A 16,874-nucleotide genomic window follows, 5' to 3' on the forward strand; every position below is an offset into this window, starting at 1 on the left:
AGGAGCCGAATGTCGAACGCAGCTCTCATCACCCACCTGGGGTGGCGCGCGAACGAGAGGCTCACCTCTCTAAGAGCGCAGGACGAATAGAACCGCCATACCCTGGACAATGAGCATGGCGGAGGGCGGAATCAGGCGGCGGCTTGCAGCCTGACGACGATTTCGGCGAGTTCCTTGATGTTCTTGACATCCCAGAACAGCGACGGCTCTAAGACAACATTATCCATACGTTCACTCAGTTCGCCCGCCAGCATAGCGGCTTCGACGGAGTCGAACCCATAATCGGCGAAGGACCTTTCGATATCGATTTTTCCTTCGTCGATATCGGTTTCCGCGCTGATCCAGCGGATGATCCATTGCGCAACCTCTTCGACGCGATCAAGGCTCAGCGTGCTATTCATGACTTCTCGGTACCTCCTGTCGGTGAGCGATTTAAAAATGCGGCCATGCCATCGTCAAAGCGCGAGTTGACGACTTCGAGCGCCCCATCCAGCCACAATTGCTTGCAGCGACGGCGCTGGATCTTGCCACTGGAGGTCTTGGGCATGCCGCCCTTGCGCACTAGGATCAACCCATTCAATCTCACACTGTGCTGGCGCGAAAGAGTGGACAGCAGTTGATCGAAAATAGCGCCGGCCTGCTCGTCGGTGAGGCTCATGTCATCCACTTCCGCCACCAGAACGACCTTTTCCATTCGGCCGTCATCGAACGAGAAGGCCGCCGTGCAACCGCGTCTGAGGCGGGCGTTAGCGGTTTCGGCGGATAGCTCCAGATCCTGCGGGTAATGATTGGCTCCATTGAGGATGATCACGTCCTTCTTGCGGCCGACGACATAGAGATTCCCCGCGTGGACGAAGCCCAAATCGCCGGTGCGCAGGAACGGCCCCGCCCCTTGCGTATAGGCCTGAAAATCCATTCGGGTGGCCTCCTCGGCCTGCCAGTAGCCCTTGGCCACGCTATCCCCCTTGACCCAGATCTCGCCGACGACCTCCTCGCCCAGAGTTTGCAGGGAATCGCCATCGACGATGCGGATATCCTGATGCTCGGTGACCACCCCGGAACTGACCAGCTCCTGTCGCCTGCCCACAAACGCCTCATCGACCAGCACCACCCGTGCGTTAGCCAACTCGTCGGCATCGACATTAATGCAGATGAGCTCCTCGAACTTGGTTACGCCAGTCACCATCAAGGTGCCCTCCGCCAGTCCATAGCAGGGAGAGAAGCTATGGATATCGAACCCACAGGATTTGAAGGCCTCGGCGAATTTGACCAGTGTCGAGTAACGGATCGGTTCTGCGCCATTGTAGGCAACTTTCCACGACGAGAGATCCAGCTGCTTCTTCTGCTCCTCGGTGATCTTGCGCACACAGAGTTCGTAGGCGAAGTTGGGGGCCCCGGAGGTGGTCGCCTGATAATCCGAAATCGCCTTCAGCCAGGCGAAGGGGTTCTGCAGAAAGGTCAAGGGCGACATCAGGACGCAGGGACGGCCAATGTACAAAGGCTGGAACACATTGCCGATCAGTCCCATGTCGTGATACATCGGCAGCCAGCCACAGACCAGCAGGGAACCATGACGCGTCTTGAACGCGTCCTGGATCACCTCCATGTTATGCAACAAGTTGCGATGGGTGACCATGACACCCTTCGGGTCGCCCGTCGATCCCGACGTATACTGCAAAAAAGCCACATCGTCCGCGGCCAAGTCCGGTCTTCTCCAAGCATCCAGCGGCGCGTCCGCTCGGTCGGAGGCGATGCAAACGATCTGCTGGGCCAGTCCCAGCTGCTGCAACCAGGCCTGGATCATGGGCAAGAGCGCGGAGGTGGTCAGTACCGCCTTGGCCGCGGAATTCAGCAATATCTTGTGAACCTTGTCCTTTTCCCTTTGCGCCAGAGGCGGGAACACAGGCACGGCGGTAACACCGGCGTAGACACAGCCGAAAAACGCCTCAATGAACTCCAGGCTCGGTGGATACAGCAATAGTACATTGCCCGCTAGGTGTTGCTGCTGCAATTGCGTAGCGATGCTTATCGCCTGCTGCTTCAGCCTGGCATAGCTGATCGAGCGATTATCCCTGGCCGCCGAACCAATGAAGGCCAGCGCGGTTTCCTCTCCCTGCAGCTGGACGCGCTGATCGATCATGTCCATGAACGTTGCAGCTTCAACGATTTCAGGACAGTGATATTTAGACGGTGTCTCTAAATTGAACGTCATGATTTTATCCTTGTGCCCTTGGTCCCTAGCCTGCCTTATGCCGCCGACTGGATCGTCGTGTCGACGCGCGGATCAGTATTAATCATGTCCACCCCATCGCTCAGAAACTTCCGAATCAGGGAAGTCACGATCTGATGCTGTTCCTTGTGGATGTAGTGACTACCGCCTTCGATCTGAAAGCCAATGGCGTTCCTGAATTGCCGAGTCACTTCGATACCCAGTACCGGCGAGGCAATTTCGTCATGGCTGCCAGTTAGTAGCATCACCGGTTGATGAATCTTGGGTACATAATCAATGACATCATGCTTCCAGAACTGCAGCAGCTGACGGCTGTAGTTTAGGATGCTGGTTTCCGATACGAATGGCGCCATCAGCAATGGCCGCAGGTTGCGATCAACCATGCCCAGCACGTTCTTGATGCTCTCATGGGCGCCCGTTTCCGACACACCGAAACGCTCGGACTCATCACTGCGATCGGCGAAATAGGCATTCATCGATTTGATCAGGGAGCCGGCGGCTTCTGGTTTACGGTCGACCAGCTTGCACAGAGGTTCCATGTTGCGCTCGTAGCGGGTATCGCCACTAAAGCCGGAAACGCCCTTGAACGCCGGGGTAATGAAGGTCAGTGAACGTATAACCTGGGGATAGCGATCAGCCAGCTGAATTGACAGCTTCGGCCCCGTGCACCAGCCGATGGTATGGCAATGGGATAAGCGCTCGGCTTCGATGATCGCGCAGGCGTCCCGGATGTGGTCCTCGGTGGTATAGAAGCTGCTCATACCGCCATCGCTCACCGAGGTGCCACGAATCTCCCACACCAGCACACGATAATTCGCCAGCAGATCGCCCAGCACGTCGTTCCAGAAGTGCAGGCTTTGGCCATAGGCATTGATCACTAGAAGGCTTTCTGTGCCATGGCCTCCTCGATAATAGGTAAGATCTCCATTATCTGCGGCAATAGATACCTTTTCCATTTTGTTGACCACGCTTTCATGCAGGGCGCCGCGGGCGTCGTTCCTGGAAAACTCGTCATAGTAAGTCTCCGCCAAAACCGCCAGCCGCTCTTTATCTATCGCATACCACGCCCTGGCCGGTTGGAAGAATTGGCTGGATTCAGACCGGTCGAATTGGTATTCCGTATTGAAATAATGCTCGAAGCCGCCAACTTGTTTGCGCACCAGATGATCGAGCGGTTCAAGCTGCATTTCGTCGCTCACCGTTTCGATGCAAATGCCAACGGTTTCCCCTAGCTGACACACCAGATCCTTCACCGGTATCTGGCTGTCGTTCACAATATGGAAGGTCTTGTTCAAGGACGTCGGCGCGGCCTGGATGCGGTTGATCTGATCCACCACGTCGTCGATGTACACCAGGTTAAGCTTGGCATCGGGATTGCCGATCAGCAGTTTCACCGGAAACTTGGTCAAATAGCCGGGGATCTTGCTTTCGATCTCGTTCTTCATACGCCCGCAGATGGTGAGCAGACCATAGAAGCCAGTGTCCGTGTTGCCACGGGCCGTTTTGGAGTTAGCCACCACCATCGACGGGCGAAAGATCCGGTAGGCCAAGCCCTGTTCGTCTCCCGCCTGTCGCACCATCGCCTCGCTGGCGCGCTTGGCATCCTCGTAGGCGTTGTTGGTTTCGAAAGCAGTATCCGTCGGACCTTCCACGATGAAGCCGCTGCGTTTGCCCGCCACGTAGGCGGTGCTGATGTAATTCAGCTCGCAGCCCGGCCAACGCTCGGCCAGCGCGATGATCTGCCGTGTTCCCTCCTGGGTGGTCTTGATGATGTGCTTGCGCAGCTTGTCGGTGAAGCGCAGCATGGCTGCGAAATGCCAGATCTCGTCGATGACGACCTCATCGACGAACGACGCCTCCAGGCCCAGCTGCTGCTGTGTCACATCGCCCTTGACCACGCGTACTCGTTGTTCGAGCGCGCGGCAAAAATTTTCGTCGCTCACCTCGCCGCCCGCATCGACACAGGCCCTTTGCAGCGCCCGTTGCACGCGCTCCTCTGCCGAGGCGTTGTGTGTCGCCCGAGCGATGCAATAGATCACGGCATCACTATTCATTAGCCTGTCAAAGACATAGTGACTTCCAATGTAACCAGTGCTTCCGGTAATCAACAGCTTCTTCATTGCAGTTGTCCTTAATCGCAACTCATCATGTTATGGAAGAGCGTTTTTCCTGCCCGTCGCGGGCGTGATCAGCCAAGCATCTTCTTGAAGTGGTAAAACACTATGTCCATGCGTTCGCGCAGGTAGAAACGGTGCGCGCCATGCCGTTGCACGCCTGAGTCCAGATGCAGCTCGCTGCACCCCTGTTCCTTGCCGATGCCCTCAACCCACTCCAGCATCATCTTGCCGTAACCATGGGATCGGGTATCGGTCCGCGTCACCAGATCATCGATATAAATGAACTTGCCCCAGGCCAGCGACGCCGCGATGCGAAAGCCCACCACGCACTGAATAACGCCGTCGTTAATCAGATAGGCGATTTGCAGCCCCGACGGCATCGCCTCGGCTTTCAAGAATGCCAGATAGGATTCCGGCGTATGTTTGTCGCGCAAGACCGACATGACCTCATAGGTCGCCAACAGCTGTTCGTCGGTCTTGGCCAGTAGAATTTGCATATAAAGCCTCGTATTTCATTTAATCAATCGTTATGCAGCCATTGCGATCAGATCGCCGACGCTACGCACCTGGGAAATCGAGCCGACATTGAAGCCGCTTTGACCCAGCAGCTCTTCCAACGCCAGGACCAACAGCATGAAGCGAAGGGAGTCGATTCCGATTTCCTGCAAGGACAAATCTTCCGCAATCTGGTCGACCGGCAGGCTTGGCTCGGTATGCTCGCTGATGAGCGCCAAAATCTGTTGTTTGATATTCATTTATCGCCTCGTCATGATCTAATTGAGGTTCAGCAATGCCTTGCTGTTCTTATAAAAAATCCAATCCAGCTCTTCCGTGGTGAGAATCTTGTCTTCCACGGCCTTATGGAAAGCATTAACCCAATCGGTCTGATTGCCATAGAAGCGGTGGATGGGCCAGTCGGTGCCAAAGAGGATCTTGCGCAACAAGCCCTTGCTTTTGTGCCACTGCAAGATGTCGGTGAAACGCTTGCGTCGGAGCTCTGACTGAAAGCCCGACATGTCCAGGAACACGTTGGGGCGATACTCCGCCAGGACCGAGGCTTCCTCGTACAGCACGGAGCCCGCATGTCCCAGGATGAAGTTCACCTTGGGAAATAGTCGGGCGGCATCATCGACTTCGATCGGCCAGGAGTATTTGAAACTCAGGGCCGGCGTGGTCGGCCCGACGTGCGTCAAAACCGGCAACTGATAGTGGGAACAAATTTCGTAATAGTCGAACAGCCGCGGGTCGCTGGGCGAGAAGCCGCATGGCGGATAGATCTTCAGCCCAGCGAAGCCATAGTCGCGGATGGACTTCTCGAAGAGATCGAGTCCAGCGCGACCCCGGTTAGGATCTATGCCGGCAAACACGATGAAACGACCGGGATGCCGCGCTGCCACCTCGGCATGATGCTGATAGACGCTTTCCAGATCGTCGAACTCATCCTGGTAGCTGTAGGCGAAATCGATGATCAACAACACTGCCTTGTCGATGCCGGCGGCGTTCATTTCATCTATGTACTGATCGCACAGCGGATCGTTATTGAGCCGCTGGAACAACAGCTGCAGTCCCTTGGACTGAGGCGGCGTGAGTTCCCGCGGCGCATTGCTTTCGATGTTGCGAATCCAGCCATCGAAGAAACTCATGGGCACCGCTTTGCTGCACGCGATGTGTGAATGGCAATCGATAATCACGAATCGTTCCTTATACCAATGCGGCGAGCCGGGCGCGCACGATCTTTCCGGTTGGTGTCAGCGGAATCTCCTCAATCATGCGGATTTCGTCCGGCAGATGCTTGCTGCCCAGCGCCAGCTTGATCCTTCTCACGATCTCGTCGTTGTCGGGGGCGTCTGGCGTTTTGAACAGCACGATCCGATCGGGCACCGCCGGGCTGACGATCGATACCGCCGCACAGGACATTCCCGCCAGGCAGCTCTCAATGTCCTCCAGATGCACCTTCTCGCCACCACGGATCACCATGTTCTTTTTGCGACCAGCGATGAACAGGTAGCCATCCTCGTCCAGGTAAGCTACGTCCCCAGTTCTGAACCAGCCGTATTTGTCGAAGAGATCGCTGAACTGACCCGCATCCTTGAAGTAACCCAGCTTGATGACACTACGACCGGTTATTTCGATTTCACCCGCGACATTGGGACCGGTTTGATTGCCATGGTCATCGATGATGCGCAGCGGCAGTATCGGCTTGCCACAGGAACCGGGGCGAATGGCATGACGGGGCGAGATGGCGATGAAGCAACAGGCTTCGGTCATGCCATAGCAGGGAATCAGGACATGCCCTGTCGTCGACTCGTAGGCCGTTCGGACCTCATTCGCCAAAGGCGCCGCGCCGCTGATCGCGAACGCGACTTGCGACCGGGTAAAATCGATGCGGAGCCGGCTGATGATGTTGAAAATGAGAGGAACGGCACTGTAGGAGCGGATGGGATAGGCCGTCAGCTGCTCCTGCAGCAGAGCCATGTGGCGCATTTCGAAGTTCGGAAACACCACGCAATAGGCACCGCTGAGCAAGGCAGGAAAGACATCGCTCACCAGCGTAAAGGTGTGATAGGGCGGCAGTACGCTAGCCGTCACATTCTGCCGGCTATCATCGCCTGTGCAGTAGGGCAGCTCCCGCAGGCCGCTCTCCGCATTGATGAGTAACTGCTCCGCCGCCAGCAGCACGCCCTTGGGCTTGCCGGTGGTACCGGAGGTATAGATCAGCAGTGATCCCGTGATCGAGCGGAAATCATAGCCTTCGTCCGCCTCGACCAGGGCGTCGAAGAAGGCTTGAATGGGTAGCGCGGCATAGTCCGCGGGAATTTCGATCTCCGCGTCTTTGATAACAAGCAGCGGCGCCGAGTGCGCCAGCACCACGTCCAGCTCCGTCGCCGTCAGCTCCGGATTGAGCGGATTGACTACGACACCGCAGGCCAGGGATGCCAGAATCACAGCAATGGTCTGGCATTTGTTTCGGCTGATGATCGTTACCACGAGAGGCTCGTGCGCCTCCTTCCCGACACGGCCATTCGCCGCATCACCGAGCCGTGCTGGCGCCAAGTCTTCTGCTTTCTCCGCCAATAATTGGCGCAGATTCAGCTCCAGTCCTCTCAAGTTACCATAGCTGATCTGGGCATCGGTCAGCGCATCGACTAAGGCCATTGTTCTATTGAATGACATTTATCCAATCCTTAACTAGCAATTCGCCTTGTACCAATCCTTGGAAAAAGATTGAACGGCCAACGCACAATTCTTTGCCAAGGCAATATCCATCATGCTCTGGTAGATGGACCGCAGATACGCGGTATATTCCCTGGCGCGCATCAGTTCTTTATCGTTGTAAGGCGCCCCGTCCATGCGCATCAGGCGCAAATCGACAACACCGTACTGCTTCCTGCCATTCACCATCAGGCCCGCCGGCGAGCGGATGCTATATCGCACCCGAGCCATGCGATGACCGCTGTGATGCTGATCCGACCATTGCGCCGTATCGGACATTCGGGGTGGCAGATAGAAGTGACGGCCTTCCGGCACACGCTCCAAGGGGCAATGGCCAGGCGTGTAGTGCCAGCTGTTGAAGGTCATGCGCCCCGCGATGGCATAGACGATGCGAAACAGCAGGTCACCGTCACTGGACAGCTGCTGACGCACCTGCGGGCTGGGGAATACAGCGCAAAAGTAGTCGGTCGTGGGCAGATCGCAGATGGCCTCGTAATGTTCCTGCGCGAACATTTGACTCCAAGCCATCAGGTCGCGTGGCGAGCGCGTCATGCCGATATCGGATGCCAGTTCCTCGACGGCGGATAACACCACCATCTTGAGCAGTTGCTCGACGGCACTGAGATCGTGTTCCGGCGCGTACCGCTCGGGATGGTCGGCGATGGCCTGGATCACCGAGGCAAACAGCTCATCGATGTCAGCGAACCGGGCCACATGGATGCCATAGCGGTCTTCGATGTAACTCCGCACCTTGTCGGGCATGTTACCGACGCTCAGGTCGAGCGCCGCACGCGTGGCATAGCGCTCCGTTTTGTGGAAATTGAGACCGTTGACATTCCGATAGATGAAATGCTCCTGGCGTACCCACGCCTTCAGCTCCTTCAAATACTCGGCCTTGCGCTCGAGACTGAACAGGGAGAAGACCGTTTTTTTCTGCAGCAGCGCTTCATACTCATGGATTTTTTCGTTGAAGTGCTTATCCAGGATCAGTGGTGTTAGCTGCCGGCCGTTGAATTCCTCGACCCGCTGATTCGCCTTGGCGATGAGATATATGCAGAAAACAGCAAATTTTTGCTGAACGCTCCATTGCTCGGGCGCCAGAGAGCGCAGATCCGTCAACAGGTGTCCAGGAAGATGTTTGCCACCCTTGGCAAGCAAATTGTTGTATTTGTCGAAATTGGTGAAGGTGTGATCCGAGATGTATAAAAGAACGGGATCTATGTGATCTATCGCATGATAGACCCGTTCGAACATGATCAAGATATCCACACCGGACATTGTGGCGAAGAACTCTTCTACGATCTTTTTCTCGCTATCCAAAACGCTGGCATGATCGATGATTGCCTGCTCGACCAGCTCCACCTGTTCATCGACCAGAGTGACCCTTGCGAATACACGACAGCAAGCCGACTCGGGGAGCTTATTGTCCAAATAAATTCGGCCATAGTCCCATACGCCCAAATACCAAGCGCTTCTATCGCCTTCATCCGCATCATCCGCCGAACAGGCGCTGAGTCTGTTCGCGCCGGCAAGATTCAAAACCGTCTGTTGAATGGGAGACAGGCTTTGCAGGCCAAACTCTACAAGCTGACGACCATCCAATGAGACCAGATTGTCGATAGCCTCGCTCAAGCATAATCCTGTGGCATTGGCCGCGCGGATCTTGCTTATTATTTTCGCGAAATCAGGGCTGTCCAACAATTGCGAGGCGACGTTCTCTTTGGATTCAACACTGGATGCCAGCACTTGAAATATCCTTATTTTCAAATTATCTGTTTGACTACCATCTGTCGTAGTGAAGCTGACGGGCCTTCACGCCGGACTGAAGCAGCATGTCGACAACGGATTCAACGGATTGCTTGCCGCCGGCCACATATATATCGCAGGAATCCACGCGATGACCGATGATGTCCGGAAGAATGTCCTGAACATACCCCACCTGCCCCCACCAATCGGGTGTCTCTGGTCGGGATAACACAGGCACATATTCGAAGTTTGGATGGATGGATTGCAAATCTCGCCAATAATCATCCAGATAGAGACCGTGCTCCGAACGCGCGCTCCAGAGCAAATAGCACTTCCCAGAACCGTTCAAACGCAGCGCGTATTCGAGCAACCCTTTGATCTGACTGATGCCGAGCCCAATGGCGACAAAGATGGGCGTGCGTTGTGATTCGACATTGAGCACGCAGCTTCCGAAAGGACCCTGGATGCTAATTTTATCCCGATTCGTCAGCAGCTCATGTAGCTGTCTATTGCGAAAACTTAATTTATCTATCTTTATATGAAATTCAAGAATGTTTTCTTCGTTAGGAATTGAAGCGATCGACAGCGGATAACTATCCTGGTCATTGAGAAGAATGGCGTACTGACCCGGTTGATATTGAAAATTATCGCCTGCATGCAATTGCATCTTAACCGTCACAATGGAGTCATTTACAGCCGTCCGCTCAACTAGGCTCGCCTGCACACAGTCAACCTGAGCTGGCCGGATCACGTCCTTCATATTGACAGAACTCCATTCCTTAGAGATGGCAAAATTTCGTCTTTATATTATCGCAACATTAGCGACGCGCCATCTTATATATGCCGCCCCTCATTCGCCAACATGAATTTTCATAATTGCTGTTTGCTTAACACAAATTTTTCATATCACCAGTCTAATGCGATAATTGCTTCGCCTAATTGTCACTTTCAACCAGTTCGCAACGCTCATCTGAATATTGAAAAGTCGTAAACGCTCACATCCAGGACTCCGCGATGGGGTCGCGTCCCGGCTCATGCAGCACCTGCAGGTGGGTTTCATCGCAGTGCAGCACCGGGTGTTCCCGCAGCGTGTCGCGCATGAACCTGAGCAGCGGTTGCAGTTGCTCGCCGAACTGGATCATCCAACGCGCCGGGGGTCTGGCGAGGGGTGCCGATGCAGTGGCGGCTACCACGCGCAGCAGATTGATCGGGGGCGGCTTACGTTTGCCACGACGCTTGATTGGTACAGCGATTTCTTTGGCTTCGGCGCCGCTTGGCGTGGCGCCCGACTCTTCGATCAGCTCTTCGGCCTCGTTGAACATCGCCAATTGTGGTGATGTCGACATCTTCAGGACTGCGCTCGGGCTTGGGGGAGAACAGCTTGTGGTGTGCAGGGCGACCTGCTCTTGAAGTTGCTCTATGTGAGCACCTTTGCCGCCGCCTGATCACTGACCAGTAGCAGTAAATGCTTGAGCAGGATTGGGTGGTTTCGGGCACGGAAATCATGCCATGGACTACATCGGTTCAGGTCGCGAACCGCGGGGGGGGGGGGGGGGGGGGGGGGGGGGGCAAAATTGGTGCGGACGGTTGCGCCACAGGTTAACGCCATCGGGTAGCCAGTTCAGTGCGTCGACCACCAGCTTGATGGCCTCGTCGCCGATATCGGGCTTGCCCCTTTGAGCCACTGGCAGAAGCTATTGCGCTCCCAGTAGAGGATCTTGACCTGACTGCGGGTGCGATTGGGGAACACGAACAGCACTGGGTTGAACACTTCCACTTTGATATCCAGCCCGATCAGAGAGGCCAGGCCGTTAATGGACTTACCGAAGTCGACGAGCTCTGGGTAGGGGTAGACCTTCTACACCTTGGTGCTGGGACGCATCATGATGATGCCCCACAGGGGAAAGCAGGGAACTCAGCATCCGGAAACAGACAGCTCAGCTGAAGGCGAGGCTTATGGAATGGCTACGAAAAGTACCCCGCCAGACAATAACAAAAACAGCACAAGACTGCCCGTATCTGACAAATTCATTCGAATTTTAAATTCTGCGATCTATTTAACAATGATATGGGCATTGGCTGTTTAAACGTGAAATATTCCGTTTGCACCTGTCATTTTTCACCAACATATTACACTGACCACCGCGCGCGCCGGAGAAACATGCTGCGCCCGCCGCCGCCTTATCAGTGCCTGTATCAATAATTAAAAAAACCGTTTTATTTCAATGAGATACAAAAAACAATCGTAGGCTCGATGCGCTTTTTTTCAACGCCGTAGGTCGCTTCGGCATCCTGCCGACGCGCACCCCTGCAATTTGGAAAGCGCGGAGTTAATGATTAAAGTCCGCGACCGTGTAGAAGTAAACGCGCACCAACAGGTTGAATTCAATGTCGCCTGTTATTGCCTGACTTATTAGTCAAGATCATACCATCAATAAGGAAGGGGTCATGGAGCAACAAGCAGGAAAGCAACCTATCGACTGCGTCAAAATCGCCAAGGACATGTTCGATCTGGTGCGAAAAAATGCCGCTGAGATAGAGGAGAAAAGACGGCTGACCGACGCGGTTCTCGACGCCCTACAGCAATCCGGTATGTACTCCGTCAACGTCCCCGATGAGTTCGGCGGCACCTCGCCCAGCCCCCGCGCACAATGCGAGGCCATCGAGGAACTGTCCCGGGCTGATGGTTCGGTGGGCTGGTGCTTCATGGTGTCCACCGGCTTCAACTGGCAGGTGGGGCACGACTTCGGCAGTCAAGCCATGGATGAGGCGTTTGCCGATATCTCTAAGCACGTCGCCGGCTCGTTCATGCCGTCGGTCATGGCCAAGCCGGTGGATGGTGGCTACATCATCAACGGCCAGAGCAAATACAACAGTAACGTGTATGGCTCCGGTTTCAAGTTCGTCAACGCAATGATCCAGGATCCGTCCAAACCGGCCAATATCAAGGCAGGTGAAATGCCGGAGATTCGCGCCATGCTGGTCCCCGACGCAGACTGCGAAATCGTGGATATATGGAATGTGCTGGGTTTGCGGGGATCGGGCTCCAACGATGTGCGCATCGTCAACAAATTTGTGCCGGCCCATCGCACCATCAACGTGACTGAGTCGATTCACAAGCCGGAAAGCGCCCTGAACAGCCCCATCTACCGACTGCCCTATATTCCCTGGACCGCGTTCCACACCGCGGCGGTGGCGGTTGGGATTGCCCAGGCGGCTTATGAGCACTTCGTCAGGCACGTGAAATCCAAGGTTATGCTCAGTAACAAACTGCAATCCCAGGCGGCCTTCCCCTCCACCAAGTTCGCCATTGCCGACGTGGCGACCAGCATTCGCGCGGCTCGTACTCACCTGTTGATGACGGCGGACGAGTGCTGGGAGATCGCTCAGTCGGGGCGGGCCTTCACGCTGGAAGAACAGGCGCACATGCAAATGGCCGCCTATCACGCCACGGATGTCTCGGTGAGAGCCGTGCAACAGATCTTCACTGTCTGCGGCGGCGGCGCCATCTTCGACAGCAACCCGATTCAGAAATGCCTGCGTGACGTCCTGTGCGTGCGCCAGCATCTGTCGGTCTCGCCCGACCGCTCCCTGGCTTCGATAAGTCGCCGGCTACTGGAGCTGCCGCTGGAACCGCATCAGCCTTTCGATTGATGCGACCAGATCTGGGTGAAGCCAGGGCTTCATCCAGTGCACCACCAATTCCCATCTTTTCCTATTAAGGGCTTCAGCCATGCCTTTCGTAGTCACCGAAAGCTGTATCAATTGTAAATATACGGACTGTGTTTCCGTCTGCCCTGTCGATTGCTTCTATGAAGGCCCCAACTTTCTGGTCATAGATCCCAACGAATGCATCGACTGTGCCCTGTGCGAAACGGAATGTCCTGCCGATGCCATCTACGCGGCGCAATCGGTGCCCGCCGACCAGGCGCATTTCATCGAGCTCAACGCGGAATTGAGCCGTAGCTGGAAGCGCATCTCTAGCCGCCGGCCGCCGCTGCCGGGCGCCGACGATTGGAAGAGTGCGTCCAACAAGCTGGCGTTGCTGGAGCGCAGTGTCTGATCTACCTCTGGACTGCTCCCTTTGCCGCCAGCAAGCCCCGCGGCCTTTTTCAGCCAAACTTTTTTGCAGAAAATTGCCCCATGCCAGCCCGAATCGACCATATCTATGTCCACCCCGCCAGAGCAGTGTTCATGGCGATGGTCGATCTCGACCTGATCGTCATGAAATATGCCCAGTTGGGCGCGCGGAAGATCGCGGTCAAAGAGCATGCAACACGCTCCGATCAGGTCCACCTCAAAGTGTCTCGCCTACATCCCGCGCCCAGCGATCTGCCCTCTATGTTCAGCAAGCTGGCCAATGAATGGAATCATATTACTTATACCGAAACCTGGGATTTGACCCGGAACGACCAGTGGTGCGCCGCATTCTCCCTCGACATTCGCGGGCTACCGATAAAAATCGCCGGGACCCTGGCACTGATGGATGTCAGAGGAGGCTGCCGTCACCAGATCGACTTGACGGTGAGTTGTTCCATTCCGTTCATCGGCAAGGCCATAACCCAATATTTGCAGATGGATGCCGAGCGGCATCTAGCCAGAGAACACCAGATCATCGCTCAGCAATTGGCAGGCGAGGTCGCATAACATTGCCAGGGAGCCCGACGCATGAAGAGCATTTTCCCAAAAACACCGGCTACCCGCCTAAGCCAGCGACAACAGAAGATCCTGAGATTACTGGGATACATATTTGTGATCGCCACCGCCAGCATAGGGATTTCTTCCGGTTTCTCCGGGTACTTTTTATCCACTGAAAATTACGCCGAGCTAACCTCTGCCTTTTATGGCGAGGTATATGCTCTCTCGTTAATATCGAAAAAAATTCCGCATAGCCTTGGATTATTTTTTCATATTTCCATTGGCACAATCTATATGCTCATGGCGATCTACCAATTCAACACCCAAGCACGCCGCCGCTCACCGCAGGCGCACCGTGCGATAGGCAAAGTTTTTGTTATTACCGGCGCCCTTACCGGAATCACCGGCCTCTATATTGCTATTGTCATGCCCTTTGCTGGACAGGTGGAGCGGGCCTTCGCCACTGTCACCGCCCTTTGGTTCCTTTACGCCCTTTACATGGGCTATGGCCATGCTAAACAGCGCAAGTATCTATTGCACCGGGAATGGATGATACGCAGTTTCGCAGTTGCACTGGCGGCGGTCGCCATGCGCTTCCCTCTGATAATTATGAACAGGCTCTTGTCTCTAGACTCGATGGTGCTCTTCATCCTAGCAGCTGGCAGTGCGCATCTGGTGGTGTTGACGGTGGCGGAATGGTGGATTCGTTCAACTCGCCAAGGAAGGGCGGAGACTACGGGGAAAAAGCATGTTGTCGCACAACAGGCGACTTCGGTATAGCGAAAAGCGCGTGGGGTATCGGCAGGTGGAACGGTCGATGGATGGACGACGGGATAGTTGTTTCAGGATATTCGAATGAAAAAAAGGACTTTCTACAGCGTAGGCCCACTAACACTGCTACTAGTGCTGCCCGCCTGGGGCGCGAACTGGCAGGGTGAGGTTGCCTTGGAAGGGCGTACATTTCAACAAAAGGGCCCGGCGGGCCAAGCCGACAGCAATCTCTCTCTACGTCTACAGCTGGAGTATGCGCAGGATTTCAATAATGATCAGGACCGCATCGAGTTCATTGGCTTCGCGCGCGGTGACCAGCACGACGCCGATCGCTCCCACGGCGATATCCGAGAGTTGAGCTGGCAGCGCATCGGCTCCGACTGGGAGTTGCGGGCGGGCATCAGCAAGGTGTTCTGGGGCGTGACCGAGTCCCGGCACCTGGTGGATATCATCAACCAGACCGACCAGGTCGAGAACATCGACGGAGAGGACAAGCTCGGCCAGCCCATGCTAAGGCTGTCTCTTCTGCGAGCCTGGGGTACGCTGGAGCTGTTCGCCCTACCCTACTTTCGCGAGCGTACCTTTCCCGGCACGGATGGCCGCTTCACCGCCCCCTTGCCCATAGATAGTGATGCCACGACTTATGAATCGGGTGCCCGCCGCAACCGATTCGACGGCGCTATACGCTACAGCCATTCGTTCGCCGACATCGACATCAGCCTGGCGCATTTTTCCGGCACCAGCCGCGATCCCAGCTTGAGCTACAACGGCGATCTCGCCGACCCGCGACTGGCCCCTCATTACGCCGTGATCGACCAGACCAGTCTGACAGCCCAGTACATCTACGAGGGCTGGCTGTGGAAGCTGGAGGGCCTGACCCGCGCCGGCGAGGGCGACCGCTATGGCGCGGTGGTCGGCGGTTTGGAATACACCCAAGTGGGGCTGTGGGCATCCGGTACCGACTTGGGCTGGGTGCTAGAATACCTGTTCGACGAACGCAAGGATCAGGCGCCAGGCTTCCTGGAGCAGGATCTGTTCGCCGCCTGGCGCCTGACCCTCAATGACGCCCACTCCACGGAACTGCTGGCAGGACTGACCTGGGACCCGCAAAGCGAGGAAAAGATCTATTCGATCAAAGCCTCACGCCGACTAGCCAGCGCCTACAAGATCAGTCTGGAAGGACGCGTCTTCAGTGGCGGCCAGCCTCTGCCGACCAACAAGCCGGCCCTGTTGCGCCAGCTCGCCAGCGCGGACGCGAACAACAAGCTGGGACAGTTACAGACGGAAGATTATCTCCAGCTTGAACTAACGCACTATTTTTAACCGCTGCGACGGAGCGCGCTCACCCGGGCGCACTATGGCTGCCTGCAATCAATTCCCGGAGCTCAAAGCCATGTAGTGGTCAACCTATCCCGGACAGTGGATTACGTTTCTTTCGGCCACCACAAATTGCAGCCCGTCGTTGTATTGATGCAACCTGATCCAGTTGTAACTAGTACATCAGGTAATGATTGACACTGAGCTTCCTAAGCTGTGATGTAACCGGTCGCAGAAATCCACTCCAACTTTAGACTGCAGAATATGCGCTCCATGGGTGAGTTATCCCAGCAGTTGTCCCGGCGGCTCATGTTCTGCTCCATCCGATATCGCCACAACCGCTGCTGAAACAGTCGGCTGGCGTATTGGATGCCCTGATCGGAATGAAACAGCATCTGCTGTGGTTTGCCACACTGTTCCTACGCCAAATCAATGCCTTGATGGCCAGCTCAGCATCCGGCTTGGCAGAAAGCGCCCAGCCGACAATTCGTCGTGTATGCAGATCCAACACCACCGCCCAGTAATGCCAGCAGCCTGCTGCCCAGATGCAGGTGATGTCGCCGCACCACGCCTGGTTGGGGCGTTCGGTGCTGAACTGGCGGCTCAGCCGGTCGGGATATCTGGCCGCTCAATCGTAGCCTACTTGTAAGCGTGCGAGCCTGGTTGCTTGCTGACCAGACCCAACTCGCGCATCAATCGACGCACACGAAAACGGCCAATGCTTACGCCAGCCTCACGCAGCTATCCAGAATGCTGCAGTTGCCAGCAGAGCCACGACTCTGGTTGAACTGCAAATTGACCTGACTGCGGATTTCGGTGAATAGGGCCGGTCATTTTGGTAA

At 55.6% G+C, this 16,874-nt stretch carries 16 protein-coding genes and 1 pseudogene; 5 read left to right on the plus strand and 12 right to left on the minus strand.

Going from position 1 to position 16,874, the window contains the following annotated elements; genetic code table 11:
• Positions 1-131 precede the first annotated feature (131 nt).
• From LRS11_RS21790 to tnpB, 11 genes are all read right to left on the minus strand, one after another.
• The gene (locus LRS11_RS21790) at positions 132-401 is read right to left on the minus strand and encodes an acyl carrier protein (protein WP_260494905.1); all 270 of its coding nucleotides are present in this window, start codon (positions 399-401) and stop codon (positions 132-134) included.
• Complete coding sequence (locus tag LRS11_RS21795; RefSeq protein ID WP_260494906.1) at positions 398-2,212, minus strand: fatty acyl-AMP ligase; 1,815 nt, start codon at positions 2,210-2,212, stop codon at positions 398-400. The genes LRS11_RS21790 and LRS11_RS21795 overlap by 4 nt, the downstream gene beginning before the upstream one ends.
• A 35-nt stretch (positions 2,213-2,247) precedes the next feature.
• Positions 2,248-4,350 (minus strand): alpha/beta fold hydrolase, encoded by a 2,103-nt coding sequence (locus LRS11_RS21800; RefSeq protein WP_260494907.1) that lies wholly within the window; start codon positions 4,348-4,350, stop codon positions 2,248-2,250.
• A 68-nt stretch (positions 4,351-4,418) separates the two neighbouring features.
• Positions 4,419-4,844, minus strand: coding sequence for a GNAT family N-acetyltransferase (locus LRS11_RS21805; protein WP_260494909.1), 426 nt, complete (start codon positions 4,842-4,844; stop codon positions 4,419-4,421).
• Between the two features lie 30 nt (positions 4,845-4,874).
• Positions 4,875-5,102: a phosphopantetheine-binding protein gene (locus tag LRS11_RS21810; protein WP_260494910.1), complete on the minus strand. Its 228-nt coding sequence runs from the start codon at positions 5,100-5,102 to the stop codon at positions 4,875-4,877.
• 18 nt (positions 5,103-5,120) lie between these two features.
• Positions 5,121-6,038 (minus strand): amidohydrolase family protein, encoded by a 918-nt coding sequence (locus LRS11_RS21815; RefSeq protein WP_260494911.1) that lies wholly within the window; start codon positions 6,036-6,038, stop codon positions 5,121-5,123.
• A gap of 10 nt (positions 6,039-6,048) precedes the next feature.
• Positions 6,049-7,521, minus strand: a complete 1,473-nt coding sequence (locus LRS11_RS21820) for a class I adenylate-forming enzyme family protein (RefSeq protein ID WP_260494912.1) — start codon at positions 7,519-7,521, stop codon at positions 6,049-6,051.
• Between the two features lie 15 nt (positions 7,522-7,536).
• Entirely contained in the window at positions 7,537-9,306 is a 1,770-nt protein-coding gene (locus tag LRS11_RS21825) for a hypothetical protein (protein ID WP_260494913.1), read from the minus strand.
• A gap of 34 nt (positions 9,307-9,340) precedes the next feature.
• Complete coding sequence (locus LRS11_RS21830; protein WP_260494914.1) at positions 9,341-10,066, minus strand: FAD-binding oxidoreductase; 726 nt, start codon at positions 10,064-10,066, stop codon at positions 9,341-9,343.
• 235 nt (positions 10,067-10,301) lie between these two features.
• Positions 10,302-10,652 (minus strand): transposase, encoded by a 351-nt coding sequence (locus tag LRS11_RS21835; RefSeq protein ID WP_409519768.1) that lies wholly within the window; start codon positions 10,650-10,652, stop codon positions 10,302-10,304.
• Between the two features lie 275 nt (positions 10,653-10,927).
• Positions 10,928-11,122 carry an IS66 family insertion sequence element accessory protein TnpB gene (gene tnpB, locus LRS11_RS21840; RefSeq protein WP_312027010.1) on the minus strand — a complete coding sequence of 65 codons (195 nt, stop codon included), beginning with the start codon at positions 11,120-11,122 and terminating at the stop codon, positions 10,928-10,930.
• A 632-nt stretch (positions 11,123-11,754) separates the two neighbouring features.
• Between tnpB and LRS11_RS21845 the strand changes: the two genes are divergently transcribed.
• The 5 genes from LRS11_RS21845 (at position 11,755) to LRS11_RS21865 (ending at position 16,038) form a co-directional block, all read left to right on the plus strand.
• On the plus strand, positions 11,755-12,960 hold the full coding sequence (locus LRS11_RS21845; RefSeq protein ID WP_260494915.1) for an acyl-CoA dehydrogenase family protein: 1,206 nt from the start codon (positions 11,755-11,757) through the stop codon (positions 12,958-12,960).
• A 79-nt stretch (positions 12,961-13,039) separates the two neighbouring features.
• Positions 13,040-13,369 carry a ferredoxin FdxA gene (fdxA, locus tag LRS11_RS21850; RefSeq protein WP_260494916.1) on the plus strand — a complete coding sequence of 110 codons (330 nt, stop codon included), beginning with the start codon at positions 13,040-13,042 and terminating at the stop codon, positions 13,367-13,369.
• An 80-nt stretch (positions 13,370-13,449) separates the two neighbouring features.
• Positions 13,450-13,953 carry a DUF2505 domain-containing protein gene (locus tag LRS11_RS21855; RefSeq protein ID WP_260494917.1) on the plus strand — a complete coding sequence of 168 codons (504 nt, stop codon included), beginning with the start codon at positions 13,450-13,452 and terminating at the stop codon, positions 13,951-13,953.
• A gap of 21 nt (positions 13,954-13,974) precedes the next feature.
• A complete protein-coding gene (locus LRS11_RS21860; protein ID WP_260494918.1) occupies positions 13,975-14,724 on the plus strand; it encodes a DUF2306 domain-containing protein in 750 nt (249 codons plus the stop codon).
• Between the two features lie 75 nt (positions 14,725-14,799).
• Positions 14,800-16,038 (plus strand): hypothetical protein, encoded by a 1,239-nt coding sequence (locus tag LRS11_RS21865; RefSeq protein WP_260494919.1) that lies wholly within the window; start codon positions 14,800-14,802, stop codon positions 16,036-16,038.
• Positions 16,039-16,117: 79 nt separating this feature from the next.
• On the opposite strand, the pseudogene LRS11_RS21870 reads toward LRS11_RS21865, so the two are convergent.
• A pseudogene (locus tag LRS11_RS21870) lies at positions 16,118-16,841 on the minus strand (IS3 family transposase); the annotation flags it as partial.
• Positions 16,842-16,874 lie beyond the last annotated feature (33 nt).

The organism is Pseudomonas sp. J452 (genome assembly GCF_024666525.1).
Taxonomy (GTDB): domain Bacteria; phylum Pseudomonadota; class Gammaproteobacteria; order Pseudomonadales; family Pseudomonadaceae; genus Aquipseudomonas.